Consider the following 25,589-nt stretch of genomic DNA (forward strand, 5'->3'; position numbering starts at 1 on the left):
CTGGCCCCTGCCCCTCGCTTGACGAGCTTCATCCGGGCTCCCTTTCAATCCGCCCCAGCAGCACCTGGCTCTGCAAAGACCAGAACCTGGTTCTCCGTGGCCCGCCCGTAAGACACGGCGGCGAGCATCTCGCCAGCCGCATCGTGCAAGCTGATCAATCCCCTTCGATTTGACAATTGCATGTGGTCGGCAGTTTGCCGGGTCACGGCAACCCTCAAGATCTGCCCTGCCTTCAATTCCTTCTCGGCAATCGGCTGCGGCCGGCTCATCTTGTCCCGCAGTTCAAATCCCTGAAGCACGATATCCGACCCGCTCGCGTTCCAGATCTCCACCCATTCCGTGCCCTGATCCTCTCCGGGAGGGTTGGGCAACGCCGCACGAATTCGCAGATCGCCACAGTTCTGAAGACGGGCAGGCCGAGGTTTGACCACGACGTCACCGGAACCGCCGGCACCCTGGCTGCCATCTCCGAGATAGATCGGAAAAAAGGACCGGACATGTTTCCCCAGTCCGCCGTCCTGCGTGGTTGCGTGATACATCACCAGGTCATAGACCCCGTCGCCGAACTTCACGCGCTTCTTCTGGTTGGTAAGCAACCCCAGATGACCTTCGTAATAGGCCAGCGTCGCAAGTGCCATTTCGCAGGCGGGGCTGCAGCCAACAAAAAATCCACCCTTTTTCTTGAAGAGTTCCGCGACGAGCCTGCCGCGCATGTCCATGTGGTTCCACAGCATCTGCAATGTCACCACATGCGGGTTGCCTGGGCCCGGACCGCCCAGATCGTATTTGTAACCAAGATAGTCGACGCGGCCGTTCACCTCGTCGAGGGCAAATTTCACCCAGGAGTGATACCCTGAGATCTTGCCCTTTTCCGTCACCCCGTTGGCGTTTTTCGTATACTTCCCCTCGCCGACGAACACATGTTCGAAGCCGGTGCAGTAGTGGGTCGATTTTCCGCGATAGAAGTTGGTATAGACCTGAAACCAGATCTGCTCCAGGTCCCTGCGGAACTGGTCCGGCGGCAGATTAGGCACCAGGTCGGATGCAATGTATTCGTAGGCGATCTGCATCGACCGTCTGGCCAGAACGAGATCAAGGAAGGTTTCGATTTCCGAGACTTCCGCCGGGGACAGGAGTTCCGGATCCCGGAAATGAACTGCATAATTGTCCAGAAGCGCGATGAAACTCCGGTAGAGGGAGCTTTCTTCCAGCTTCTCGAAATTGACGCGGTGAAACAGTGGATTGGTTGCCAGGTCGATCTGTCGGCTGCCCCGTGCCTTGACCTGCTCATCCAGAAGGATATCGGCACCGGGGTCGGCAAAGTTGCCATCATCCTGTCGTGCACTGACCGAAAACCGGTGGTCGTCTTCCGACCAGATGGCTTGATAAACGTGTTCCGACATCATCGCCTCCCCGTATCAACGACAGGAAGGTCGCACAGTTTCGTGTCACTTTCATCGGGACAGACTGACCTTGATGCGCTCAACCGTCACTCTGCTCATTCTCCTCCGTCCGCAGGGCATCGAGAGCTGCCTGCAGACGATCTATCTTGTCCTCACCAACTTGCGGATTGCAGGCGATCGACAGATCGACTTGTTCCAGCAAAAGGACGGGTTCGACATCAATGCCTTCCTGCCGCGCAAGATAGGGAGACGTGATCAGCCCGCCGATCCAGAGATCGATCCGGCCCATTGCAAGAAGATTGGCATTCAGCTGATTGTCCTCGACCACCGACAGTTTGGGGTGTCCGGCCGCTTGCAGCTTCTGCGTGGTCGCCCAGCCAAGTGCCGTTCCCGTCGTATAGTCGAAACTGTCCTCAACGCTCGTCAGCTTCAGCCCGGCCTCCTTGAGCGCAAAAAATGCAAGTCCGTCTGTATAAAGCGGTCCCACCCAGCTAAAAAGGGCCTCGCGTTCCGCGGTTTTCCAGACCGATAGGTGGCAGGCATCTGCGTTAGACCGGACATTCAGATAGCCGCGGCTAAAGGGCATCATTTCGAATTCAAACGAGAGGCTTGCCCGGTTGGCCATCCGGGTGAAGAGCTCTATCGCCTCTCCCTGCAGGGAGCCGTCTTCTGCCGTATAGCTTAGAGGAGCAAACTCTTCGATATACACGCGAAGATCAGCTGCCTCGAGGTCACTGGCAGCTGTCAACTGGCCGAGAGATGTCATCAGCCAGATGGCAATTGTCGAAACACGCCAGGCCATGCTTCACGACCTCCTGCACAAACCTCAAGGATTGTCAGGCCAGACTACCAGAATTTCCTAATCTTTCTGAAAGGCCGGGAACGGTTGGGTGCCATAGACTGTTGGATCGCCGCGGGCCGGTGTCCCGCGACGCTCCGAATCCGCATCCCGTCAGAGGCTCAACTGGTAGGACGCCGGCACATACCGGAACCCGTCTCCCTGTGTAGCGACATAGCCAACCGCCGGGAAAGGCATGTGGTAGCCCACGAAGGGAACCTTTTCCGAAGCCAGCATGCCCAGCACGGTTTTCCGTGTCGCGGCTGCAGCTTCCTTGTCCATGTCGAAGCGAACCTCCCACCCCGGATGGGCAAGCGACCAGACATAGTGGTTTGCGAGATCGGCCGCCAACAGCAACTGCTTGCCACCGTCTTCCAGCATGTAGACGGTATGGCCCGGCGTATGACCGTTGGCAGCCATGGCGGTGATACCGGACACGACACTGCCGCCGTCGCCGAGGAAGGTCATCTTTTCGGCAAGCGGCCTGACGTTTTTCGCCATCAGTTTGGTGACGCCGTTGGCCTCCGGGTCCATGCCCGCCCAGAAGTCGTATTCCTTCTGTGCAATGACATAGCGTGCGTTCGGGAACGCCGGCGCGCCGCCTTCCATGAGACCCCCGATATGGTCCGGGTGCATATGCGTGATCACGACCACATCAACCTGCTCCGGTGTGTAGCCCGCGCTTTCCAGAGCGGCACGCATGTTGCCGCGCGCCGGACGACCGCCTTCGCCAACCCCGGTGTCGAACAGTACCAGTTCCTTGCCGGTATTGACGAGTGTCGGCGTGAAGAAAGCCTTGAAGGTGTCCGCCGGTATGAAATTGTCGGCCGAAGCTGCCGCGAACGTGTCCGCATCGACATTCATGCCAAACGTCTTTTGCGGTTCGCCCACGGTCACGGCTCCGTCGAGAAGCGTATTCACCTCAAAGCCACCAACCGCATATCGAGCGACCGGTGCCGTCATCGCGCCCTGTTTTTCGGTGGCCGCCAGCACAGGCGACGCGGACACAAGTCCTGCTCCTGCAAGGGCGCCACCGGCACCAAGAAGCGCAGCACGGCGCGACAATTCCACTTTAACGTCCATAGGTATCTCCGATCGATTTCAATATGTCGGGAGCCTCGCTCTCCTTGCGACAGCCGGGGATGGGGCCCTGTGCATGGCTATTCGTCGCAAAACTGACCGATTTAACTTGTCGCGGCGCAGCCAAAAGAAAAGACACCGTTTCGTGAACCGTTTGAAAATACGTGATTTCTTCAACGACACTCCGTCAAATAAATAATAATAAATTCAAGGCGTTGCATGACGACTATTTCATGCTTCTTGAATGACCGGCCCATTGCGCCATACTTCAGGGCATCTTTGACCCGAGATCAGCGCGATGACACGCACCCAGTCGACCCAAGTTCTGTTCCTTGCTGTGGCGGCAGCACTGCTGCTCGCGGCAAACCAGATCGGGCGTCCCGCAGACTGGTCATTGGCAGCCGTTTACGGATACTGGACAGGCCGTGTCTTGATCGAGGCCACCCTTTTCCTTGCATTTGCTGACCTCATCGGCCGCCTGCCCGGCCTGCAGGTGCGTCCGTTTCTCACCTGCGCCTTTGCCGCGCTGGTCAGTCTTGTTCCGTTCGTTCTTTCCATTACTGCTCTTGACCTGATCCTGGGTCTTCCGGAACTCGACGGCACCGTCGGGATGACGGCATCACCTGTTCCAATGGCAGGAGCAACGCATGTTGGGTCGTTCCTGCGCGAACTCGTATACCTGTCGGACAATCATCTGGCGCTCTGTCTGTTGCTGTCCGCACCCCGCCTTCTGCCGGATTTCAGCCGCGCAGAGGAACCAGTGAAGCCGCCCACTGAGCCAGTCGAGACTCAACCTGCCCCGTTTGCGGAAACAGAGATGGTTCACCCTCCAGCAGCGCTCCCACGGCAGGAGCTCGAAGAGACCGGCACTACGGGATACCAGCGCCATCTTGAACGGCCGCTGTCAGGCGCGCTGGTACGCATCGAAGCGCAGGAACATTATGTGCGCCTGGTCAGTCAGAGCGATACCCAGATGCTGCTTTATCGCTTCAACGACATCGTCGCTGAACTTCCCGCGGAACTCGGCATGCAGGTGCACAGGAGCCATTGGGTCGCCTATGCGGCCGTGAACGCTCTCTTCCGGGAGGGAGGTCGTCAGTTCCTCTCACTCAGAGATGGCACAAGGGTTCCCGTCAGTCGAAAATTTGCCTCTGCCGTGCGCGCGTGGCTGTCGGAGGAAGCTATCAATGCAAAAAGGGCGGTCTCCTGACCGCCCTGATATGGTTCTTGTCAATTGTCCGCCGATGTCAGCGCTGCAGGCCGCCCGCAGCCCCAACAGCCAGACGTGGGCTGGCGATGGTGCCTGTGCTTGACTGCAAGGCCTGCTTCTTCTGAAACAGCCCGCGCTTGCCGGAGACCGGCTTGAACGCATCCGTCAATCCCACCACCGTCTCGGCAGCCCCCAGTACCAGGAAGCCGTCATCCGGCATGGACTTCGCAAGACGCCCAAGGATCTCGGTTTTGGTTGCCTGATCGAAATAGATCAGCACGTTGCGGCAGAAAATGATGTCGAATTCGCCAAGATGTGTGAAGCTTTCCAGGAGGTTGAGCTTCTTCCATTCGATCATCGCCCGCATGCTGGCATTGATCTGCCACATGTCGCCCTTCTGCTCAAAATACTTGAGCAGCATCTGGATCGGCAAACCGCGCTGCACTTCGAACTGGCTGTAGAGACCGGTCTTGGCCTTTTCGAGCACTTCCTGGCTAAGGTCGGTGCCCAGGATCCGGGTCCGCCAGCCACCCATTTTGGCAGCAGCCTCCTTGAGGCAGATTGCCAGTGAATAGGGTTCCTGGCCGGTCGAAGCCGCAGCACACCAGATTTTTAGCTGCTTGCGTGTCGCCCGGCTTTCCAGAAGCGCCGGCAGCATGGTGTCCTTGAAATGGTCGAACGGCGTCTTGTCGCGGAAGAAGAACGACTCGTTGGTCGTCATCGCTTCGATGACATCCGTTTCCAGTGCGCGGTCACCGCCCCGCTGCAGTTTCTGGATCACCGCACTCAGCGTTTCCAGCTTGGCGCTTCGGGCAATCGGCAGGAGACGGCTTTCCACCAGATACTGCTTGTCATTGGACAGAACCAGGCCGGACTTCGTCTTCAGGAAGTTCTTCAGGAATTCGAACTCGCTTGGGGTCATCTTGTGTTCCCCTTCAGAACGCGCGAGATCTTCGGTCCGATCTGCTTCAAGGGTAATATGTCGCTGCACACACCGGTCTGGGCAGCCGCCCCCGGCATGCCCCAGACAACGCTTGTGGCCTCGTCCTGCGTGATGACACTGCCGCCACCAGCCGCAATTGTCCGGACGCCGTCGGCACCGTCATGGCCCATGCCCGTCAGGATAACGCCGAGGCTGGCCGAGCCATAGACCTTGGCCACGCTGTCGAACAGCGGATCAACGGCCGGCTTGCAGAAATTCACCGGTGGTCCGTCCGTGAGGCGGATCTTGACCGCGCCGGCATCCTTTTCCAGGACCATGTGCTTGCCGCCAGGCGCAACATAGATGTTGCCGGGCTTCAGCACTTCGCCGTCTTCGCCCTCCTTGGCCGGCCGCAGGGCGGCTTTGCCCATATGCTCGGCCAGAATAGCGGTGAAGGTCGGCGGCATGTGCTGGGTGATGACGACCGGGACGTCATTCATCGCAGTCCCGACTTCTTTCATCACTTCCTGCAGTGCCTGTGGACCGCCGGTCGAGGAGCCGATCGCCAGGATACGCGGACGCGCCGAGGAATAAGGCTTTGTCTTGAATTTCGCGTCTGTCGCTGCAGCGGCCGGCTGGGCAGCCCCGCGAAAGCTTGCACGTGTATCCGTGGTCGGGCGGGCCGTGACGGGCCTGACCGGCTGTGCCGTGCGGCCGGCGTTGGTCTCCGCCCGCATGGTCCGCGCCGGACCGCGCATGCGGATCGCCCGGGAACCAAGTGCCTTCACCTTCTCGACCAGCTCGCGCCGGAAGTCGATCGACGTCGTGACTTCGGACGTCGATTCCGGTTTTGGCACATAGTCCGCTGCACCGAGCGACAGGGCCTTGAGACTGATTTCCGCGTTCCGGCGGGTCAACGTCGACGCCATGATGACGACAAGATCCCGCTTCTTGGCAAGCATGAGCGGCAAGGCCGTCATGCCGTCCATTTCCGGCATCTCGATGTCCAGAACAACAACGTCAGGATTGCTTTTTTCGATATCCTCGACGGCAAGCTTGCCGTTGCGTTGCGAGCTGACGACTTTCAGACTTTTGTCTTCTCCGAGCCAGCGAGTCAGAAGGCCGCGAATGACGACTGCGTCATCGACGACCATGACCTTGATGGGATCGCTGCCCGGACTCGTGCCCGCTGTTATGTTTCTCTGCGCAAACGCCATAGAGACTGCCCAACTCGAGACTAGATGAGACCGACTTCCTGAAACTTCGCTTCGACAATTTCACGGTCGAACGGTTTCATTATGTATTCATTGGCTCCCGCACGAATGGCACGCGCGATGTGAGCAACGTCGTTTTCCGTGGTACAAAAGACGACGATCGGATTCTCTCCGCCCTCTTCCGCCCGAAGGCTGGTCAGGAACTCAAGACCATCCATGACAGGCATGTTCCAGTCCAGAAGAATGGCATCCGGCATGGTCTTGCGACATTCGTCAAGCGCCTGCTGGCCATCTTCGGCTTCGGTGATCTCGAAGTTCATGTCCTCCAGGATGCGGCGGGCGACCTTACGGATGACACTGGAGTCATCGACTACAAGGCACTGTTTCATAAGGTGTAACTCCACTTAGACGGCCGTTGTCGGCCTACTTATGCTGCAGCCATTGGTTCGGTGAACATCGCGCCAAGCAGTCGGTCCACATCGAGAATGACCATCAGCTGGCCGTCCAGCCGGTGCACTCCGCCGGAAATTTCGGCCCAACGTCGATCCAGGTTCGACGGGTTGGGCTCTGCCGAGGCGGATGGCAGGGTCAGAACTTCGCCGACGGTGTCAATCACCAGGCCGTAGCTTTCCTGCTTGTACTCGATGCCGACTGCCATCATCTGCCCTTCCTCCAGCGGAGGCAAGTGCAGACGCCGGCGCATGTTGATCGCGGTAACGATCCGGCCACGCAAGTTGAGCACGCCCGCCACTTCCGGTGCCGACATCGGCACCCGTGTCACGCTCTCGGGCACAAACACGTCATGGACCTGGGAGATCGGCAAACCGAACAGCTGCCCGCCGATGACGACCGTCACATACTGGATCATGTCGCTTGCAGCTGTTTGATCGTCAGGAAGTTTGTGTTCCAGCATACTCATGCTGCAGCTCCCATTTCACCTGAGAAGACATCTTTGAGGGCGGCGATCAGGCCGGGCCGGTCGAACTTGGCGACATAGTCGTCAAAACCTGCCTGGCGGCCGCGTTCGATGGAGGCCGGCGTCACCAGGGACGACAAGGCCAGCATCGGAATATTGCGGAACCGCGGATCACGGCGCAGCGATTCACAGAACTCGAAGCCGTTGATCTCCGGCATTTCAATGTCGCTGACAATCGCGTGGAACTTGTCGCCGTTTTCCAGCAGTTCGAAGGCCTGCTGCGGACCGGTACAGGTCGTCACATCGTAACCGGCTGCTTTCAGGACCGGGGTCAGCATGTTGCGGAAGAAGGCCGAGTCGTCGACGAAGAGAACCTTCTTCGTCAGGGCCTCTATGTCCATCTCCTTGCGCATGAACCAGTCTTCAAAGGCCTGCGGCAGGTAATAGCCGAGATCGATGATTTCCGTAGCGCGTTCCTTGACAACGGCGGAGCCGAGAATGCCCGGACGTTCCGAACCGACCTCGATGTTCATGCGATCCTCGACGATGTCGACGATCTCGTCCACCACCAGACCCATGGAGCGGCCGGCGTCGGAGAAGACCAGCATCGGCTGCGTGCCCTCCGTCTTGTGGCAATCGCCCTCGTTGACATAGACCAGCGGCATCAGTGCACCGCGATACTGGACCAGGTCGCGGCCGTTGGAGCGCTCGATCTTCGAAACCTCGAACTCTTCCAGACGCGTGACCAGCGACAGCGGGACGGCCTTCGGTTCCGGTGCACCGGCACGGAACAGCAGAAGCGAAATGGCGTTCTGACCGGTCATGGCCTTGCGCTGCAGATCCTCTTGTTCGTCTTCCTGGTTCTCTGCAACCGCGCTGGACGCATGGCTTGCCATGGCGCTGGCGATACCGTTCGGATCGATGATCATGATCACCGAGCCGTCACCCAGGATTGTGTTTCCGGAGAACATGTCGAGTGCACGCAGCATCGTCGACATCGGCTTGACCACGATTTCCTCCGTATGGAAGACACCGTCGACAACAACGCCGAATGTCTGGCTGCCAACCTGCATGACAACGATGAAACCGTTGTCTGCATCAATTGCCTGCTCAACGTCCTCGCCTTCATAGATTCCGAGAAGCTGGGACAGGTGCACGAGCGGCAGCAGCTTGTTGCGCAAGCGCAGCACCGGAGTGTCCTTGATCCGCTCGATCCGGTGTTCGGAATTGGTCTGAACACGGACCAGCTCGACAACCGACAGCTGCGGGATCGCGAAGCGGTCGCCGCTCGCCTCGACAATCAGCGTCGACACGATCGCCAGCGTCAGCGGGATCTTGATGATGAAGCTGGAGCCCTTGCCGGTCTGCGAGCGCAGATCGACTGTACCGCCAATCAACTCGATGTTGTTGCGCACAACATCCATGCCGACGCCACGGCCGGAAACGCTGGTCACTTCGGCAGCTGTGGAGAAACCGGCCGCAAAGATGAACTTGTGGATCTGCGAATCCGTCATCTTCTCGATTTCGGCTTCGCTCGCCAGGCCACGCTCCAGGACCTTCGCCTTCACGCGGTCAACGTCGATGCCCTTACCATCGTCGCGGACTTCGATGATGATATGACCGCCTTCATGATAGGCAGCGAGCGTGATCGTGCCTTTTTCCGGCTTGCCGGCAGCGCGGCGTTCTTCCGGGCGCTCAAGGCCATGGTCGGCAGAGTTGCGGACCATGTGCGTGAGCGGATCCTTGATCATTTCAAGGACCTGGCGGTCCAGTTCGGTGTCTGCACCGATCATTTCCAGATCGATCGGCTTGGTCAGTTCCTGGCTGAGGTCGCGAACGATGCGCGGCAACTTCTGCCAGGCATTGCCGATCGGCTGCATGCGCGTCGCCATGACGCCTTCCTGGAGCTCGGCAGTGACGTTCGACAGGCGTTGCAGCGGAACCTTGAATTCACTGTCCTCGTGCCGACGCACGATTTCCAGAAGCTGGTTCCGGGTCAGCACGAGTTCGGACACCATGGTCATGAGGTGTTCAAGCGTGTCGACGGCAACGCGAATGCTCTGGTTGGAGACACCGCCGGCCTTTTTCTTCTCCGGATCCTTGGCCTCTGCCTTTGCTTCCACCTTCGGTGCGGCAGCTGCGGGGGCCGGCGCAGGCGCCGGCTCGGCTTCCGGTTCCTCGATCTCCTCGTGAGCTTCTTCCAGCTCGACCGGGTCCGCTTCGGCGACCTCTACCTCGATTTCGGTTTCCTGGAAGGCACGCTCAAGCTCGTCGAGCGAGACTTCGCCCGGGCGCAGCGGCCGTTCAAGAGCCTGATCCGGAACTGAAACAGCTTCTTCTTCGGCTTCCGCATCGGCGGGCGCTTCGGCAACAACCTCTTCAGCCGGAGCTTCCTCTTCGGCACCGCCACCCGCCATGGCCGCATCGGCCTTTGCGGACATCTCTTCCAGCTTGCCGATCAGTTCGCTGTCATCGCCTTCCGGCTCTTCGCCTTCAGCTGCTTCCAGCTCGCCCAGAATATCTTTGATCTGGTCGATCGAAATCAGAATAAGGGACACAGCTTCCTGCGTGACGGGTGCACCGTCGCGGAACTTGCCCATCAGCGTTTCGGCAGCGTGGGCTATGCCTTCAAGCCGGGGGAGGCCAAGGAAACCGCAGGTGCCTTTGATCGTATGCACCAGGCGGAAGATATTGTCCAAAATAGTAGCGTTGTTCGGTTCCTGCTCGAATTTCACGAGCTCAACGTCAACAACATCGAGACTCTCGTTCGTCTCGGTAATGAATTCCCTGAGGAGGTCGTCCATGGCCTGCTCTCACCCGACTTGTTACTGGTTCCGCATCCCGAAAAGGATGTCTGGACCGAGAAGTCCATGAGAGCTAGGTTGACGGCAAACAGTTAAGATACGCTGAAGCGGTCGGAGACTTTTGAAAGGCCGGTTTACACTGTCGGAAGCGCTGTAATTTTTACCAGATCTTCTTGTTTATCTATTGTTAATACCATGCCACTTTCACGTGCAAGCAACAGCGTGTAGATCGGCTGTACGGAATGCGCATCGACGCGTTCCGGCTCTTCTCCGCCAAGAGTTTCCTTCATTCCCAGCGGAATGCGCGGGTTCAGGCCACTTGCGTGTAACGTAAAGGACGGAGACTGCGGCTCGCCCTCCATTTCAACCTTGATTTCGCCGCCGCGCGGGACGCACTGGTTTGCGATCAGGATCAGGTTGAGCAGCAGCTTGACGTAGTTCTTGGGCATGAGATGCCGGGTCAGTTGCCAATTTAGATCGGATTTTTCGTTTTCCATAAACCCTGTTGCCACGACCTGCGCGTCTCCCAGGTCGATTTCCGCCCCGGCGGATCCGGCGGCGCCGAACGCGAGCCGCGCGAACTGTAACTTGGCTGACGCCTGTCGTGCACTTTTGCGAATGAGGTCCATGGCGAATTCGCGCATGTCCTCAGACCCTTCCTCGTCAAGCACCTCAAGGCCGTTGGTTATGGCACCCACCGGAGAGATGATGTCGTGGCAGACGCGGCTGGCCACCAGAGCGGCCAGATCAAGAGAAGAAAGCTCTTTAAGTGCAGACATGGCGATGTTGGCTCTTGTTGAAGATCTCGGCAGGGACTGATTCGCGGTAATCCGCCTGAGATTTACACATCCGCCAAGCCGCTGCCAAGGCAATGCGGCGCTGCAATCCGGGTCATCCAGATGAAAGTTGCCCGGTTTACCTGGACGAATTGATTTCCGGCACGGCCTGAGGCTCTAACGGAGGGGAACGCAGCCGACCCTGGCGGCGTTGTCCTGCGCTTCGTTCACGAGGCTGGTCGCGTTGACAACGAACAGGAAGCGGTTGACCACAGAGTGAAAGAACACGAGCCGGCCGTTGACCACAGCATAGATAAAGGGATTGCCGGCGGTAGCGAAGCCTTCGGAAAGAGCATAACCGCCGCACCCGGCGAACATCGGCGCGTAGGCTTCCGGATCACGGGCAAAGGCGGCCATATTGCCTTCGTTGACAAAGATCCATTCCGCACCGCCCCATCGGTAGGCATGCTCGCGTTCGCCCTTGCGCGGCTGTCCGTCGACGAAAAAGCTCACCGGGTCATGCCCGCCAATCGCATATCCGGTGATAGGGTCCGGGACAAAGACCTTGGGCCGTGCAAGACCTTTTCCCGCCAAAACGCACAAAAGCAGCGTCAAAACAGCGGAAAGACACATCCTTGTCTTTTTTTCAGGCCAGCTTTTCATCGATTCGGCTTATGTGAGGTGCAAGAAAGCATGCGAATCAGCATGATATTGCATCAGTTTAACATTGCGGTCTGACCGGACGGCAACAGCCAGTCCGCCGGACACGGAATTGGGAGAATTTGAATGGCACTCAAATCGTGGCGCGCCGCGTCCCGGATCTCAGCCGCGCTCGTCGTCCTGTGTGTGCTTGCCGTTTCCAACCTGTCGTATGCACAGAGCTCGGGCAACGAACCCATTCCGCCCAGTGCAACCTACGGCGAAGACGAGATCGTGAAGACCGGCCACCAGTTTTTTGGCTCGGTGTCCGGCGGCCTCGCCTCGGTTGTCGAGAAGGCCTTCTCCCGTTACGGCGAACCCAACGGCTACATTCTGGGTGAAGAAGGGTCCGGCGCCCTCATTGCCGGAGCGCGCTACGGCGAGGGCCACCTCTACACGCGCAATGCCGGCAATCACAAGGTGTTCTGGCAGGGGCCGTCCGTCGGCTGGGATTTCGGTGCAGACGGCGCCCGGGTCATGATGCTTGTCTATAATCTGCCGACCGTGAACTCGATCTATGACCGCTTCGCCGGGGTCAACGGGTCCGCGTACCTTGTCGGCGGCGTTGGCATGACAGTCCTCTTGAAGAACGAAGTCGTGCTGGTTCCCGTGAGGGCCGGTGTCGGCGCGCGCCTCGGCATCAACATGGGATATCTGAAGATCACCGACAAACCGACCTGGAACCCGTTCTAGGCTTGTACAAGGTTTGTAGGTGAAGACGATGCCGAACCTTTGGAAATGACGAGACTTGGCGTTCGACCGGCACTCGTCTAATGATGAAGCAAGGAACTCGCACCTGAACGGGAGCCGGACTTGATTGAAGCAGCGATGTATGTGGCACTGGGGTTTTGCACCGCCAGCCTGATCGGCTTGGCAATCCTGCCCGCATTCTATCGCCGCGCAGCCCGTCTCACCGAAGAAGCCCTCAGGGCCGTCAACCCGGCCAGCTACGCCGAGGTTCGTGCCGCCCAGGACCAGGAACGGGCGCGCTACGCCGTCGAACTCACCCGCGTGGAAACGCGCCTCGACCGGGAACGCGAAAAAGCCGCCGGTTTTCATCTTGAGGCCTCCCGCCTGCGCACCGAGATCGAAGCGCTGCAGAAATCGCATCAGGACGCGATTACCGGACTGGAAGCCAAGATCTCGGCACAGGACAGCGAACACCATGCCGTCGACATGTTGTCTGCCGAGATCAAGACGCTGAAGGAAAAACTGGCGGAGTCCGAAAAGGCTCTGGCGGAAAGCTGGGCATCGGCTGCCGAGACGTCCTCTGAGGAAGCACCTTCCAAGGACAAGGAACAGGATACGGACAACGACTGGCTGCCTGCCACCGACACGATGGCACTGGCAACCATCACCGGCCTGGAGGCCGAAGTCGCGACGCTCAAATCCAAACTGGCCAAATACGAACCAACGGTCGCCAGCGAGGTTGAAGCTTCCTTGCAGAATGGCACCAAGTCGCGCCTTGCCGAACTTGAAGCTCAACTGGTCGACACCGAAAGCAAATATGTCACGGCACAGGCCGAGGTCACCCGGCTGTCGTTGATGCTGGAAACGGCTGGTGTCAGCGATACAGCGCCTGACGAACAGCTCAAGACGCAGCTGAAGCAACTGACTGCCGAGATTTCGGCCCAGCAGACAGACTTGCATGAAAAACAGCGCAAGCTCGACAGGCTCGACGGCCAGAACCGGAAGCTGCGCGACGACCTTGCCGCTGCGCAGGAATTGCGGCAGTTGCGGGATGATTTCCGCGCCTTGTCTGACAGGATCTCCACGGCCGATACCGTCGCCGTCAAGCGCGTTGTGAAACGCGCCGCCACCAGGAAAAAAAAGCCCCTGGAGCAGAGCAGCGCTGATACCGCCGAGACTGCGGCAAGTTCGACACCTCCAAAAGCCAAGGTGAACGGCAGCCGTTCCAGGTCAGTCCAGCGGACGAAAAAGGCCACCGTGGCCAATGCCGCCCCGGATGCACCGGCACCATCTGCGTCGCCAGCCAAGTCCGCGGACATTGCCTCCGCGGCAGAAGCCCTTGTCAGCCGCATTGTCGCCTCCAGCCGCAACAACAGCAAAGACACGGCCAAGGCGAACGCAGCCCCAGACACCGCCGATGCCGGGACCTCGACCAAGCGCGCCACCGGATCGACCCGCAAGGCCAAGACGGCCAGTCAGAAAAAACAAGATGTCGCTTGACCTTGCCGTGCACGGCGTTCAGGTGGTGAGACCGATAATTGCCCGATGGTGCAGACCTAGATGCTGATCGAACGTCACAATGCAATTCTGGAACTTGCCCGCCAGCTTGGCCGGGTCAGCGTAGATGATCTTGCCAAGCGTTTTGACGTCAGCCCGCAGACGATCCGCAAGGATCTGAATGAACTCTGCGACCGGCGTCTGCTCGCCAGGACCCATGGCGGCGCCCTGCTCTCTTCCGGCATCGAAAATGTCGGCTATGAAGCGCGCCGGATCATCTCCAGCCGGGAAAAGGCGGATATAGGCGAGCAGGTTGCAGCACTCATCCCGGACAATGCGTCGATCTTCATCAATATCGGCACCACGACGGAAGCCGTCGCCCAGGCACTGCTGCAGCATCGCGGACTGATGGTCATCACCAACAACATCAATGTTGCCAGCCTGATGCGCGGTTATTCCCAGATCGAGGTCGTCATTGCCGGTGGTGTTCTGCGTCATGCGGACGGCGGCATCGTCGGCGAGGCCGCCGTGGACTTCATGCGCCAGTTCAAGGTTGATTTTGCCGTGATCGGCGCCTCTGCCATCGACCCGGACGGGTCCCTGCTCGACTATGACTACCGGGAAGTCAAGGTCACCAAGACCATCATGGACAATGCCCGCCACGTCATCCTGGCCGCTGACAGTACCAAGTTCGAGCGCACGGCTCCGGTGCGTGTCGGTCATCTGTCGCAGGTCAGCACCTTCGTCACCGACCATTGCCCGACACCGGGCTTTGCCAGAATTGCCGAAGACGCTGAAGTCAAGCTTATCGAGACAGGCCTGCAGGCGCACGAGGAAACCGCCTGACGCCCCCTTTCATTGCGATTGAATAGCGTCAACGCGAGGGCAGTGGACAACCTGTTCACCGGCTGTCCAAAATCTGTTTTCAACTTGTGGAGAAGTTGGCACGCCCAACGGGACTCGAACCCGTGTTTCCGCCGTGAAAGGGCGGCGTCCTAGACCGCTAGACGATGGGCGCGCGGTACTCGGAGGCATCAGCCTCTTGCCGAGGACCGTGCGTATACGGCTGCTCAGCCCAAGACGCAACCCCTATTTTTCATTTTTTTGACAAGACCCACGATTTCTCACAGTCCTTGTGCGCGCAGCGGATCCCGTTCTCCTACCGCGACACGAAATCGGTGCGGCCCAGTTGCTTGCCGGTGACAGGATCAAAGCGCAGCAATGCGGTCTTGGTGCCTTCGCGCACCAGAACCAGCAGCAAGCCGTCCGACAGATTGGCCTGCAGAACCTCTGCGTCGGCCCCGACAGCGACGGTGGCAGCAAATTGCGCGTCGACGGGAACGCCATCGTCGCTATTGATCTTGTAGAGAATTGCTGCAAAGACAGCGACAAGACCCAAAACCATGACAAGGGTCGAACCGAACAGAAGGCGTTTCAATTTCGCCTGAATGCGTTCGGCTTCCGGATCAAGCGGCGCCTCACTTGGCCCTCCAGCACGATTTTCAGGTTGAGACATGACAGACAATTCCCTCGAAGATCCGGCCGGGCTGGACCAGGATTTCAGTTTGACAGTTGATGCAGCCGATGCCGGCAAGCGGCTGGATGCGGTGTTGGCGGCGCATGTGGACGCCTTGAGCCGCAACAGGATCCAGTCTCTGATCAAGTCAGGAGACGTCACCGTCGGCGGCGCGAAAATAGTGGAGCCGAAATACCGGGTCAATGAAGGTGATGCCCTGACCCTGACTTTACCTGAGCCGGAGGACCCGGAACCCCAGGGGGAAGACATACCGCTCAGCGTCGTCTTCGAGGACGAGCACCTGATCGTGATCGACAAGCCGGCCGGTCTTGTTGTCCATCCGGGCGCCGGCAACTGGACCGGCACCCTGGTCAATGCGCTGATCCATCATTGCGGCGACAGTCTCTCCGGTATTGGCGGCGTCAAGCGCCCCGGCATCGTGCACAGGATCGACAAGGACACGTCCGGCCTTCTGGTCGTGGCGAAAACCGACCAGGCCCATCAGGGACTTGCGGCGCAATTTGCCGACCATGGCAAGACCGGTCCGCTGGAAAGGGCCTATTCGGCGCTGGTCTGGGGGGCACCTTCGAGCCTGAAGGGCACCATCAATGCCAACCTCGCCCGTTCGCAGGCCAACCGGCAGAAGATCGCGGTGGTCAAGACCAGCGGCCGCCACGCCATTACCCACTGGCAGGTCAAGGAGCGTTTCGGCAATGCCGGCGAACCGGCCCTCGCCTCGCTCATGGAATGCCGCCTGGAGACAGGCCGCACGCACCAGATCCGTGTGCACATGGCCCATATCGGTCACCCGCTGATCGGCGACGACGATTACGGCTCCGGCTTCAAGACCAAGGCCAACCGCCTGGAAGACCCGCTCAAGAGCCTCATTCAGGGCTTCACCAGACAGGCGCTTCACGCAGGACTGCTGGCATTTGAACACCCGGCCAGCGGTAAAACTTTGCGTTTTGAGAGCCCTTATCCGGCTGATTTCGCAAAACTTTTGTCGGGATTACAAAAATTTTAGGATGTGTTTCCGATTTATGACCATGTAATCGGCCAATTCCAACCTATATTAGTATCTCTTGTGTGCCTGAATGGACACTGTTCTGCGTCCGTCCTCCCTCCAACATGGCTTGCTTGCGTGGTTCTGCGGGGCAGCGGGAGGGAAAAGGACGCAAATTCGACGAAAGGGGGGTGCATCCTATGGCCCAGAACGTACCGACGCTCACAGCCGGGGAAGGCGGCCTTAGCCGTTACCTGGACGAGATTCGCAAGTTTCCCATGCTGCAGCCGCAGGAAGAGTACATGCTCGCCAAGCGCTACAAGGAGCATGAGGACCCTGAAGCTGCCGAAAGACTGGTCAACTCCCACCTGCGCCTCGTCGCCAAGATCGCCATGGGCTACCGCGGCTACGGCCTGCCGATCGGAGAAGTTGTCTCCGAGGGCAATGTCGGCCTGATGCAGGCGGTCAAGCGCTTCGAGCCGGACAAGGGTTTCCGCCTGGCAACCTACGCCATGTGGTGGATCAAGGCCGCTATTCAGGAATACATTCTGCGCTCCTGGTCGCTGGTCAAGATGGGCACCACGGCCAACCAGAAACGCCTGTTCTTCAACCTCCGCCGCCTCAAGGGCAAGATCCAGGCCCTGGACGAGGGTGATCTGAAGCCGCATCAGGTGAAGGAGATCGCGACGCGTCTGGGCGTCAGCGAGGAAGAAGTGATTTCCATGAACCGCCGCCTGGGTGGCGACGCCAGCCTGAACGCACCTGTGCGCGCTGAGGCGGACGCCGGCGAATGGCAGGACTGGCTTGTTGACGAAGGCGACAGCCAGGAAACGCTGCTTGCCAACCAGGAAGAGCTCGACATGCGTCGCAAGATGCTGAGCGAGGCCATGGATGTGCTCAATGATCGCGAACGGCGCATCTTCGAAGCCCGGCGCCTTGCCGAAGACCCGATGACCCTGGAGGATCTCTCCGGCGAATTCGGTGTCAGCCGCGAGCGCGTGCGCCAGATCGAGGTTCGCGCCTTTGAAAAGGTCCAGAAGGCCGTGCGCAACAGCGCCCGCACCATGGACCAGCAACCGGCAACCTGACGTCCGGAACAATCAGGTCACCGCAAAAGCGCTGGAGCTTCGGCCCCGGCGCTTTTCTTTTGCGCTCCCACATGCGGTGCTTGCTGTCTCCTGGTCCAGATCCTAGGCTTGCCGGGTCGGACCGATGCCGGATGGGGTGATGCACCGGATTATCAAAACACTTGTTTCAAGGCGCCTTCTGGTCGCCGCGACAGCCTGTCTCGTGCTTGGCTGCATGACAAGCCTGCGTCTGGCCGACCCGCAGGTGCTGACGTCCCTGCGCGAACTCACCTTCGACTATTATCAGCGCCTGAAACCGCGCCCTCATGAACCTGCCCCGGTCCGTATCGTCGATATCGACGAGGCCTCCATTGCCGAAATCGGCCAATGGCCGTGGCCCCGCACAAGACTTGCGGAGATGGTGCGCACGCTGACGGATCTGGGAGCGGCCGTCATTGTCTTCGACATGGTGTTTTCCGAACCGGACCGGACCTCTCCCAGACAACTGACAGCAGCGCTTCCCGCAGACAGCGATCCAGCCTTGCGCGCGGCTCTTGCCGGCCTTCCCGACCACGACCAAGCCTTTGCAGCCGCGATTGCAGAAGCCCCCGTCGTTCTGGGGTTTGCGGTGACACCGGATGAAACGGACGGCAGCCCGCTGAAGCTGACGGGCACGTCCTATGCCGGCGAGAATCCGGCAGACTTTCTCGATCCGTTCAACAACATGGTCCCCAATCTGGACCTGTTGCGCGCAAAAGCCAGCGGCATCGGCTCGTTCTCCGTTTCAAACGATGACAAGGAAGGGATCGTCCGGCGTGTGCCCCTGATCATCAGCGACGGTTCCGAACTCTATCCAAGCCTCGTCACGGAGGCCCTGCGTGTGGCGCAGGGCGAGCGCGGCCTGGTCATTCGCGCCACCGGCGCAAGCGGTGAGGCCGATACGGGCGAACCAGCCGTCAACGCTCTCAAGATCGGCGCCTTCCGGCCGCCGACAACCTCGGCGGGCGAGCTCTGGCTCTATTTCAACTCGGACCAGAAGCACCCGGAACGATACGTGTCCGCACACCACCTCTTCGACCCCGGCAAAGCCGCCGAACTGGTGCCGTTTCTTGAAGGACAGATTGTTTTTGTCGGCACATCGGCCGTCGGCCTGCGCGACATCAGGGCGACACCGCTTGGGGAGCAGGTGCCGGGCGTATCGATCCATGCCCAGGCAGTCGAACAGATCATTTTCGGACAGTTCCTCTCCCGCCCGGACTGGGCAGACGGTGCGGAAGTCATTGCCACCTTTGCCGCCGGCGCCATCCTGATCCTGGCACTGCCCGCGATCGGCAGCATCGGCACGGCGGTCCTCGGCAGCCTGATCATCAGCGGCCTCATAGGCGGTTCGGTCTATCTGTTCCTTCAGGACGGGCTGCTGATCGACCCGATCTATCCGAGCGTGACCACCATCCTCGTCTTTGCAGCCTCGACCGCCCTGCTCTACTTCCTGACGGAACGCGAGAAACGCTTTGTCCGCCAGGCCTTCAGCCAGTATCTGTCGCCGGATCTGGTCACCCAGCTTGAAAAGGCGCCGGAACAGCTCGCCCTCGGCGGTGAAATCCGGCCCATGACCATCCTGTTCATGGATATTCGCGGCTTCACTCCCATATCCGAGCAGCTGACACCGGAAGAACTGGTCAGTTTCCTGAACACGCTGCTGTCCCCCCTGTCCGATGCCATTCAGGCAGAAGGGGGAACCATCGACAAGTATATCGGCGACAGCATCATGGCCTTCTGGAATGCGCCCCTATCCGTACCGGACCATGCCGAGAAGGCCTGCCGGGCCGGTCTTGCCATGTTAAAGGTCGTCGACCGGCTCAATGGCGAAGATGCCTTCGGTTTCAAGGCCCGCGGTCTGAAAGCGCAGAGCGTGCAGATCGGCATCGGTCTCAACAGTGGAGAGGCCTGTGTCGGCAACATGGGCTCGGCGCGACGGTTCAACTATTCGGTCATCGGCGACGCAGTGAATGTCGCCTCTCGGATTGAATCGAGCTGCAAGGCCGTTGGTGCGGAACTGCTGGTCTCGCAAGAGACAAAGGACGCCGCCCCCGGACTCGCCTACCTGGAAGCCGGGGAAATTCCGCTCAAGGGCAAGAGCGAACCGATCAAGCTCTTTGCCCTGGTGGGCGACGAGACCTTCAGATCAACTCCCCGTTTCAAGGAACTGGAAGCGGCGCACCTGCATTTGCTCCAGGCCCTCAGCGAAAACAACACGGTGCTGGCAAGACAGACGCTCGAAACAGCGCGTTCCTGCGCGCCGGACCTGGCCGCCTTCTACAATCGGTTTGAAGCGACGATTGCTGTTTCCGATCCTGCTCAAGATGCGAGCAGCGCCGCCCAATAGGCGGCGCCGCCGCTAAATCAGCGGATTTCGATCGCGTAGCTTTCCACCGGCGGAACCTTGCTGATCAGGCCTGCTTCAGCCATGAACTCTGCAAACCGCTGGTAACGACCCTCATCCAGCGCAGCCGGTCGCTTGGCAAAGCGCGGCAGCGTGTCGGCCCAGGCGCGCTTGTTGAGCTCGTCATTGAGATGCGGATAGGCTTCGATGAACGCGTTCCAGGCTTCGTCCGGATGATTGGTCAGATAAATGGTTGCTGCTTCGACAGCAGCCAGGAACCTTTCGAAACGGGGATCGTCCGTCTTGTCCTTGTTGACCACATAGATCAGCTCATCAAAAATCGGAACACCGTTTTCTTCAGGAAAGAACGCCTTGCCTTCCTTGCCTTCGATTTCGATCTGGGTCAGCTCGAAGTTGCGATAGGCACCGATGACCGCGTCCACCTGGCCGGACAGGAGTGACCCCGACAGGGCGAAGTTCACGTTGACCAGCTCAACATCATCGATGGACAGATCGACCGAGCGCAGCATCTGGCCCAGCATGGCGTCTTCAAACCCGGAGACGGAGAAACCGATGGTCTTGCCCTTCAGCTCCTTCAGCTCCTTGATCGGCCCGTCCTTCAGCACAATCAGCGAGTTGAGCGGCGTTTCCACCAGCGTGCCGATCCATTTCAGCGGAAGCTCTTCCTCGATCTGGGCATGCAGTGTCGGCTGGTAGGACACGGCGATGTCGCCGCGTCCGGCGGCCACAAGCTTGGGCGGCATGGCCGGATCCGCCGGTTCGATGATCTCCACTTCCAGGCCTTCGGCTGCGAAGAACCCCTTGGTCTGTGCCGTGACCAGAGGGGCGTGATCGGGATTGATGAACCAGTCCAGCAAGAGGGTCAGCTTGTCGGCTGCCTGCGCCGGTTGAGCGGCCATCAGGCCGGCGGCGAAAGCAAGGGACAGGAGTTGTTTTTTCATGGGGTCCTCCAATTGGGCGGCCGTCAGGTGACGGGCTGCCAAGGTACTAGAAACTGGGTGAAACGATTGACGATAAAGCGCATGATCAGCACCATCGCCGCGAGCAGGATCAAAGCGGCGAACATCATGTCCGCCTGCATGCGATTGCTGCTTTGAAGCATGATGAAGGCCAGACCGCCCTTGGCCCCGGCCCATTCGCCGATGATGGCGCCCATCGGGGCGAAGACGGCGGCGACCCTGAGCCCCGACGCAAAGGCCGGCAATCCCGACGGCAGCCGGAACAGCCACAATTCACGCAGCCGCGGCAGCCGGTAGAGCCGGGCGAGATCTCCAAGTCCCGGGTCAAGCCGTTGCAAGCCATCGAAAAACGTCGATGTCACCGTGAAAAAGATCACCAGCACGACGACGACAATCTTGGATTCAAGGCCGAAGCCCAACCACAACACCAGGATCGGCGCGATGGCGAAGACCGGCAGGGCCTGCGTCACGAGGATGGGCGGCATGGCGAAACGGGCGGCCAGCGGGAACAGCCACAGAAAAACCGAGAGCAGCGCCCCGGCCGCAGCCCCGACCACAAATCCGAGCACGGTCTCAAAGGCCGTGATGCCCGCGTGATGCATCAGAAACGGAGCGTTCTTTGCGAATGCGGCAAACACCCGCTCGGGACCGGGCAGGATGTAGTGCGGTGTGTCGAAAACGGTGACGATCATCGCCCAGAGCGCAACCGTCACTCCGAGCCCGAGGACGGTCTTGGCCGCCGATGCCAGGACAGGTTTCATCGCACATGCTCCTGTCGGCCGCACCCATTGACAGGTGTGACAGCAGGAACCGGCAGATGACAGGACGGCATGGGCCGCCTTGGCTGACACGAACGCATAGGATCTCCCGTCTTCGGACTTGGCCGAAAATGACATTGGAGATCCGGGATAAGGCTAAGGATTCCGTCCCTTCGCCGGCATGACCCGGATCAGGTTCTAAGGGTTCGGCTGACGCCATCTCAGTTCCGTCAAACGGAACACCCCTCGGACCAGGGCGGACCATGCCCGCAAACACGGAAAAAGGCAAGCCGCAGGGATGCGGCTTTTCAAATTTAGGGGAGGTCGCTCGTTCTTAGCCGGCTTGCCAGGCGGCAATCGCCTTTTCCACGGCATCTGCACCAGCCGACCCTTTTTCCAGGGTGAGGATCCCGCGTTTGCCGTTTTCATACAGCATCGGAATGTCGATCCAGCCGCGCTCGCGCAGAAGTGCGAGGTTGCGTTGCTGTTCGTTCGGCAGACTGGACAGGGCGATCCAGAAGAAACCCGGAGACACCTTGACCGACGCACCGATCAACGCGTCGCCTCGGGCTTCCTCGGTCGGCTTCATGACAAGACCCGGGACGTTGACCACGTCACCAGAAGCAAAGCTTTCCGGAAACTCGTATTTGATCTCGACCAGGTGGCTGGCTGGCAGCGACGTGTCGTCATTCGGCTTGATGCGAATGTCGACCTTGATATCCCGTTCCGGAATTTCGATTTCCGCGCTGAGAACGGCCTGCGACTGACCGTCGAGATTGGTCTCTTCGTCCAGCGTCCAGACAACTGCGCCCTGGGCAGCCGTTCCGGCACCACCGGAATCCTCCCCTTCTTCATAGAGGATGGACCGTTGCGCACCACCTTCCGAAGTTGCCGGCGGGGTCGTTTCTTCCGGTGAGATCGCCGCAATACTGTCGCCAGGCGCGGCAAGGGCCGGTTGTTCTGCAATGGCAGGTACGGACGGTTCAGCTACGGGCGCCGGCTCCTCTCCGGGAGTGCTTGCAATCGCAGGCTGCTCCGGAGCGACCGGTGCAGGGTCGGGCGTGATGAGGGTCGTCGTCACGGTTCGGGCGTCGGGCGCAACCACATCACCGTTGCCGTCATCAAGCAGCCGGTCCGTGTTCTTGGACGAATCGGAGGCTGGCGTTTCGGCAGGTGCGGCAGGCTCCGGAGCGGCCGGTGTGGGTTCCGGTGCCGTCGCCGTCTGCGTATCTGAAGGCTGCAGCACCGATGTGCTGTCTGGCGTCTGGTTGTCCGCCGGCAGCAGGAAATAGGCCCCGACGCCGGCCAGGATCACCACCAGCACGAGCGCTGCGGCGATCGGCACGATCTTGCCACCTGACGAGCCGCTCTTCAGCGCATCCGAAGCGCTCGGTCGGGCACGCCGGCCGCGGCCGGCTTTCGCGGCCGGTTTTTCTGCAGCCTTGTCTGATCCAGGCTCCGGCTTTGGGTCCGGGGTGATGTCTGCTTGCTGCGCCGGCTCGAACAGGCCCTCATCCGGCTCCGGCTGGCTTTCAAACGCAGGCTCCTGACGAACAGGCGCTGCGTCCGCCGCAAGATTGTCGTCCTGAGGCGCAACAGCGTCCCGGGCGCTTTGTGTTGCCTGGCTGGCGGCCGCGCCGAGCGTCTCGGCCTCGGCCAGCGTTTCCTTCAGCGGAGACGGCGTCTCCGGTTCGACAGGGGCAGCGACAGGTTCTTCGGCCGGCTGCGACGTAGCATTGTCGGCCTGCGGCTCGGAGGTCGGCTCATCGACGACTGCGGGAGGTTCCACGACGGGTGCTGCCGGCTGTGGTGTCTCCGCAGGTGGTGTCGCCTTGACAGGCGGTGCACCAAGGCCAAGGCTTTCGCGTGCTGCTTCCGCCTCTACCTTGCGAATGGCTTCTTCCAGGCGCAGCTGCTCTGCGGTGATTTCGGACGGTGCGAGGGGAGGTTCGTAGGCTTTCAGCTGGTTGACAATGGCGTTGCGTGCGCGGCTGTAGACACTTCGGCGCGCAGCACCATTGTTTTCAGGCAAAGACGCGATCGTTTTCTTCAGAATTGAATAGTAATCAGCCATCTTCCTGCCTACCGGCCGACTGTAAGGAACTGGTCCACGGCCTGAGAATTCCATTCGGTCTCAGGCTTATATCAAGTTTTGGATAGACGGTGCGAATTCTTCGGGGCGTTTGCACCGGCAATCGTCCTTACAGCACTCCTTCCTACTAAACATGGTCAGGCGAACCTCAAGCGGTCCGCCGATGGGGGACGTGCGCCGCAGTGATTCGCGACGCACAGCCGTATTTCTTAATATTGGCCTTTAAAAGACAAATATCTCAATCCTGGAAGGGATTCTGCACAAGAATTGTGTCGTCCCGTTCCGGGCTGGTCGACAGCAGGGCAACCGGTGCGCCGATCAGTTCTTCAACGTGGCGCACATATTTGATCGCCTGTGCTGGCAGTTCCGCCCAGGTGCGCGCACCTTCCGTCGATTCCTTCCAGCCCGGCAGACTCTCATAGATCGGCTTGACCCGCTCCTGCGCGCCCTGGGACGCCGGCAGATAATCGATCTTCTCTCCGTCCAGCTCATAGCCGATACAGATCTTGATCTCGTCGAGGCCATCCAGAACGTCGAGTTTCGTCAGGGCAATACCGTTGATGCCGGAGGTGCAGACCGTCTGGCGCACCAGCACCGCATCAAACCAGCCGCAGCGGCGGCGGCGTCCGGTGACCGTCCCGAATTCGTGGCCACGCGTGCCGAGGAACTCACCGACCTCGTTCTCCTGTTCGGTGGGGAACGGACCTTCGCCGACACGCGTGGTGTAAGCCTTGGTGATGCCCAGGACATAATCGACGGAGCCCGGCCCAAGGCCGCAGCCCGTGGCAGCCTGCCCAGCCACTGTGTTGGAGGAGGTCACGAACGGATAGGTGCCGTGGTCGATGTCCAGAAGCGCGCCCTGAGCGCCTTCAAACAGGATCCGCTTGCCCTGGCGGCGCAGATCGTCGAGCAGATACCAGACCTTGTCCATGTAAGGCAGGACCTTGTCGGCGACGCTTGCCAGTTCGTCATAGATTGCCTGGGCCGAAATCTCTTCCTGGCCTAGACCGCGCCGCAGGGCATTGTGGTGGGTCAGCAGCCGGTCGATCTTGGCCGGCAGGGTGGTCAGGTTCTTCAGGTCCATCAGACGAATGGCACGACGACCGACCTTGTCTTCGTAAGCCGGACCGATGCCGCGCTTGGTGGTGCCGATGCGTGTCCCGGTGTTGGAGTTTTCACGCAGTGCATCCAGTTCGCGGTGCAGGGACAGGATCAGCGTCGCATTTTCGGCAACCCGAAGCGTCTCCGGCGTGACCACAACCCCCTGGCCGCCGAGGCGCTCGACTTCTTCGGCCAGCGCGTGCGGGTCCAGCACCACACCATTACCGATCACGGAGAGCTTGCCTTCACGGGCCACACCCGACGGCAGGAGGGACAGCTTGTAGCTGACACCGTCAATCACAAGCGTATGGCCGGCATTGTGTCCGCCCTGGAACCTTACGATGACATCGGCTTGTTCCGACAACCAGTCGACAATCTTGCCTTTGCCTTCGTCCCCCCACTGCGAACCGACAACAACCACATTCGCCATCTAGACTTTGCTCTCCTGCAGCAACTTTTGCACCCCGGCATGCATCCGGGTGCCAACACGACAAGCCCCGGCAACCGGACCGGGGCAAACGGCGCGGACTATAGACAGGTTTCCACCCGCAGGCGAGTCTCTGCGTCGATTTATTACACCTGCCGGAAAGGATTTTCCGGATGCTTGCTGAAACCTGCAGACACCCCAGGCCGAACACTT

At 59.9% G+C, this 25,589-nt stretch carries 22 protein-coding genes, 1 tRNA gene and 1 riboswitch; of the genes, 7 read left to right on the forward strand and 16 right to left on the reverse strand.

Annotated elements, in window-relative coordinates:
- Window positions 1-44 precede the first annotated feature (44 nt).
- The 3 genes from CHH27_RS15680 to CHH27_RS15690 form a co-directional block, all read right to left on the reverse strand.
- Window positions 45-1,403: a hypothetical protein gene (locus CHH27_RS15680; RefSeq protein WP_198338230.1), complete on the reverse strand. Its 1,359-nt coding sequence runs from the start codon at window positions 1,401-1,403 to the stop codon at window positions 45-47.
- Window positions 1,404-1,482: 79 nt separating this feature from the next.
- Window positions 1,483-2,205, reverse strand: coding sequence for an ABC transporter substrate-binding protein (locus CHH27_RS15685; protein WP_094072423.1), 723 nt, complete (start codon window positions 2,203-2,205; stop codon window positions 1,483-1,485).
- A gap of 150 nt (window positions 2,206-2,355) precedes the next feature.
- Window positions 2,356-3,324 carry an MBL fold metallo-hydrolase gene (locus tag CHH27_RS15690; protein WP_198338231.1) on the reverse strand — a complete coding sequence of 323 codons (969 nt, stop codon included), beginning with the start codon at window positions 3,322-3,324 and terminating at the stop codon, window positions 2,356-2,358.
- 295 nt (window positions 3,325-3,619) lie between these two features.
- On the opposite strand from CHH27_RS15690, the gene CHH27_RS15695 reads away from it, so the two are divergent.
- Window positions 3,620-4,531, forward strand: coding sequence for a LytTR family DNA-binding domain-containing protein (locus tag CHH27_RS15695; RefSeq protein WP_094072424.1), 912 nt, complete (start codon window positions 3,620-3,622; stop codon window positions 4,529-4,531).
- A gap of 37 nt (window positions 4,532-4,568) precedes the next feature.
- Here the strand turns inward: CHH27_RS15695 and CHH27_RS15700 are convergent, their stop codons facing one another.
- The 7 genes from CHH27_RS15700 to CHH27_RS15730 form a co-directional block, all read right to left on the reverse strand.
- Entirely contained in the window at window positions 4,569-5,453 is an 885-nt protein-coding gene (locus CHH27_RS15700; protein ID WP_094072425.1) for a protein-glutamate O-methyltransferase CheR, read from the reverse strand.
- A complete protein-coding gene (locus CHH27_RS15705; RefSeq protein WP_094072426.1) occupies window positions 5,450-6,670 on the reverse strand; it encodes a chemotaxis response regulator protein-glutamate methylesterase in 1,221 nt (406 codons plus the stop codon). The genes CHH27_RS15700 and CHH27_RS15705 overlap by 4 nt, the downstream gene beginning before the upstream one ends.
- A 20-nt stretch (window positions 6,671-6,690) precedes the next feature.
- Window positions 6,691-7,056: a PleD family two-component system response regulator gene (locus tag CHH27_RS15710; RefSeq protein WP_006932059.1), complete on the reverse strand. Its 366-nt coding sequence runs from the start codon at window positions 7,054-7,056 to the stop codon at window positions 6,691-6,693.
- Window positions 7,057-7,094: 38 nt separating this feature from the next.
- Window positions 7,095-7,580, reverse strand: coding sequence for a chemotaxis protein CheW (locus CHH27_RS15715; protein WP_208988969.1), 486 nt, complete (start codon window positions 7,578-7,580; stop codon window positions 7,095-7,097).
- Between the two features lie 2 nt (window positions 7,581-7,582).
- A complete protein-coding gene (locus CHH27_RS15720; protein WP_094072428.1) occupies window positions 7,583-10,387 on the reverse strand; it encodes a hybrid sensor histidine kinase/response regulator in 2,805 nt (934 codons plus the stop codon).
- A 134-nt stretch (window positions 10,388-10,521) separates the two neighbouring features.
- Complete coding sequence (chpT, locus tag CHH27_RS15725; RefSeq protein ID WP_094072429.1) at window positions 10,522-11,166, reverse strand: histidine phosphotransferase ChpT; 645 nt, start codon at window positions 11,164-11,166, stop codon at window positions 10,522-10,524.
- Between the two features lie 174 nt (window positions 11,167-11,340).
- Complete coding sequence (locus tag CHH27_RS15730) at window positions 11,341-11,796, reverse strand: YHS domain-containing (seleno)protein (protein WP_094074791.1); 456 nt, start codon at window positions 11,794-11,796, stop codon at window positions 11,341-11,343.
- Between the two features lie 153 nt (window positions 11,797-11,949).
- Here CHH27_RS15730 and CHH27_RS15735 point away from each other — a divergent pair, with 153 nt between their 5' ends.
- From CHH27_RS15735 to CHH27_RS15745, 3 genes are all read left to right on the forward strand, one after another.
- Window positions 11,950-12,555 (forward strand): DUF1134 domain-containing protein, encoded by a 606-nt coding sequence (locus tag CHH27_RS15735; protein WP_094072430.1) that lies wholly within the window; start codon window positions 11,950-11,952, stop codon window positions 12,553-12,555.
- A gap of 120 nt (window positions 12,556-12,675) precedes the next feature.
- On the forward strand, window positions 12,676-14,052 hold the full coding sequence (locus CHH27_RS15740; protein WP_157738952.1) for a hypothetical protein: 1,377 nt from the start codon (window positions 12,676-12,678) through the stop codon (window positions 14,050-14,052).
- Window positions 14,053-14,112: 60 nt separating this feature from the next.
- Window positions 14,113-14,895, forward strand: a complete 783-nt coding sequence (locus CHH27_RS15745) for a DeoR/GlpR family DNA-binding transcription regulator (protein ID WP_094072432.1) — start codon at window positions 14,113-14,115, stop codon at window positions 14,893-14,895.
- Between the two features lie 96 nt (window positions 14,896-14,991).
- Here CHH27_RS15745 and CHH27_RS15750 read toward each other — a convergent pair.
- Window positions 14,992-15,067 (reverse strand) — tRNA-Glu (locus CHH27_RS15750).
- Window positions 15,068-15,208: 141 nt separating this feature from the next.
- Complete coding sequence (locus CHH27_RS15755; protein ID WP_094072433.1) at window positions 15,209-15,565, reverse strand: hypothetical protein; 357 nt, start codon at window positions 15,563-15,565, stop codon at window positions 15,209-15,211.
- On the opposite strand from CHH27_RS15755, the gene CHH27_RS15760 reads away from it, so the two are divergent.
- From CHH27_RS15760 to CHH27_RS15770, 3 genes are all read left to right on the forward strand, one after another.
- The gene (locus tag CHH27_RS15760) at window positions 15,564-16,589 is read left to right on the forward strand and encodes an RluA family pseudouridine synthase (RefSeq protein ID WP_094072434.1); all 1,026 of its coding nucleotides are present in this window, start codon (window positions 15,564-15,566) and stop codon (window positions 16,587-16,589) included. The genes CHH27_RS15755 and CHH27_RS15760 overlap by 2 nt on opposite strands.
- A gap of 179 nt (window positions 16,590-16,768) precedes the next feature.
- Window positions 16,769-17,656 carry an RNA polymerase sigma factor RpoH gene (gene rpoH, locus CHH27_RS15765; protein ID WP_094072435.1) on the forward strand — a complete coding sequence of 296 codons (888 nt, stop codon included), beginning with the start codon at window positions 16,769-16,771 and terminating at the stop codon, window positions 17,654-17,656.
- A gap of 139 nt (window positions 17,657-17,795) precedes the next feature.
- Window positions 17,796-20,021, forward strand: a complete 2,226-nt coding sequence (locus CHH27_RS15770) for a CHASE2 domain-containing protein (RefSeq protein WP_094074792.1) — start codon at window positions 17,796-17,798, stop codon at window positions 20,019-20,021.
- A gap of 17 nt (window positions 20,022-20,038) precedes the next feature.
- On the opposite strand, the gene CHH27_RS15775 is transcribed toward CHH27_RS15770, so the two are convergent.
- From CHH27_RS15775 to CHH27_RS15790, 4 genes are all read right to left on the reverse strand, one after another.
- On the reverse strand, window positions 20,039-20,980 hold the full coding sequence (locus tag CHH27_RS15775; protein ID WP_094074793.1) for an ABC transporter substrate-binding protein: 942 nt from the start codon (window positions 20,978-20,980) through the stop codon (window positions 20,039-20,041).
- Window positions 20,981-21,003: 23 nt separating this feature from the next.
- Window positions 21,004-21,759 carry an ABC transporter permease gene (locus CHH27_RS15780; protein ID WP_094074794.1) on the reverse strand — a complete coding sequence of 252 codons (756 nt, stop codon included), beginning with the start codon at window positions 21,757-21,759 and terminating at the stop codon, window positions 21,004-21,006.
- Window positions 21,760-21,907: 148 nt separating this feature from the next.
- Window positions 21,908-22,013: riboswitch (TPP riboswitch) on the reverse strand.
- A 77-nt stretch (window positions 22,014-22,090) separates the two neighbouring features.
- Window positions 22,091-23,830 carry a hypothetical protein gene (locus CHH27_RS15785; protein WP_094072436.1) on the reverse strand — a complete coding sequence of 580 codons (1,740 nt, stop codon included), beginning with the start codon at window positions 23,828-23,830 and terminating at the stop codon, window positions 22,091-22,093.
- 256 nt (window positions 23,831-24,086) lie between these two features.
- The gene (locus CHH27_RS15790) at window positions 24,087-25,379 is read right to left on the reverse strand and encodes an adenylosuccinate synthase (RefSeq protein WP_094072437.1); all 1,293 of its coding nucleotides are present in this window, start codon (window positions 25,377-25,379) and stop codon (window positions 24,087-24,089) included.
- Between the last annotated feature and the right edge of the window lie 210 nt (window positions 25,380-25,589).

This window comes from Labrenzia sp. VG12 (assembly GCF_002237595.1).
Lineage (GTDB): Bacteria > Pseudomonadota > Alphaproteobacteria > Rhizobiales > Stappiaceae > Roseibium.

Bases quoted from the DNA above. Each gene is read 5' to 3' on its own strand.
- CHH27_RS15700 (WP_094072425.1), bottom strand. From the start codon at position 5,453: ATGACCCCAAGCGAGTTCGAATTCCTGAAGAACTTCCTGAAGACGAAG.
- CHH27_RS15710 (WP_006932059.1), bottom strand. From the start codon at position 7,056: ATGAAACAGTGCCTTGTAGTCGATGACTCCAGTGTCATCCGTAAGGTC.
- CHH27_RS15730 (WP_094074791.1), bottom strand. From the start codon at position 11,796: ATGTGTCTTTCCGCTGTTTTGACGCTGCTTTTGTGCGTTTTGGCGGGA.
- CHH27_RS15745 (WP_094072432.1), top strand. From the start codon at position 14,113: ATGCTGATCGAACGTCACAATGCAATTCTGGAACTTGCCCGCCAGCTT.
- CHH27_RS15790 (WP_094072437.1), bottom strand. From the start codon at position 25,379: ATGGCGAATGTGGTTGTTGTCGGTTCGCAGTGGGGGGACGAAGGCAAA.
- CHH27_RS15755 (WP_094072433.1), bottom strand. From the start codon at position 15,565: ATGTCTCAACCTGAAAATCGTGCTGGAGGGCCAAGTGAGGCGCCGCTT.
- CHH27_RS15720 (WP_094072428.1), bottom strand. From the start codon at position 10,387: ATGGACGACCTCCTCAGGGAATTCATTACCGAGACGAACGAGAGTCTC.
- CHH27_RS15780 (WP_094074794.1), bottom strand. From the start codon at position 21,759: ATGAAACCTGTCCTGGCATCGGCGGCCAAGACCGTCCTCGGGCTCGGA.
- chpT (WP_094072429.1), bottom strand. From the start codon at position 11,166: ATGTCTGCACTTAAAGAGCTTTCTTCTCTTGATCTGGCCGCTCTGGTG.
- CHH27_RS15695 (WP_094072424.1), top strand. From the start codon at position 3,620: ATGACACGCACCCAGTCGACCCAAGTTCTGTTCCTTGCTGTGGCGGCA.
- CHH27_RS15760 (WP_094072434.1), top strand. From the start codon at position 15,564: ATGACAGACAATTCCCTCGAAGATCCGGCCGGGCTGGACCAGGATTTC.
- CHH27_RS15690 (WP_198338231.1), bottom strand. From the start codon at position 3,324: ATGGACGTTAAAGTGGAATTGTCGCGCCGTGCTGCGCTTCTTGGTGCC.
- CHH27_RS15705 (WP_094072426.1), bottom strand. From the start codon at position 6,670: ATGGCGTTTGCGCAGAGAAACATAACAGCGGGCACGAGTCCGGGCAGC.
- CHH27_RS15775 (WP_094074793.1), bottom strand. From the start codon at position 20,980: ATGAAAAAACAACTCCTGTCCCTTGCTTTCGCCGCCGGCCTGATGGCC.
- CHH27_RS15685 (WP_094072423.1), bottom strand. From the start codon at position 2,205: ATGGCCTGGCGTGTTTCGACAATTGCCATCTGGCTGATGACATCTCTC.
- rpoH (WP_094072435.1), top strand. From the start codon at position 16,769: ATGGCCCAGAACGTACCGACGCTCACAGCCGGGGAAGGCGGCCTTAGC.
- CHH27_RS15715 (WP_208988969.1), bottom strand. From the start codon at position 7,580: ATGCTGGAACACAAACTTCCTGACGATCAAACAGCTGCAAGCGACATG.
- CHH27_RS15770 (WP_094074792.1), top strand. From the start codon at position 17,796: ATGCACCGGATTATCAAAACACTTGTTTCAAGGCGCCTTCTGGTCGCC.
- CHH27_RS15785 (WP_094072436.1), bottom strand. From the start codon at position 23,830: ATGGCTGATTACTATTCAATTCTGAAGAAAACGATCGCGTCTTTGCCT.
- CHH27_RS15735 (WP_094072430.1), top strand. From the start codon at position 11,950: ATGGCACTCAAATCGTGGCGCGCCGCGTCCCGGATCTCAGCCGCGCTC.
- CHH27_RS15680 (WP_198338230.1), bottom strand. From the start codon at position 1,403: ATGTCGGAACACGTTTATCAAGCCATCTGGTCGGAAGACGACCACCGG.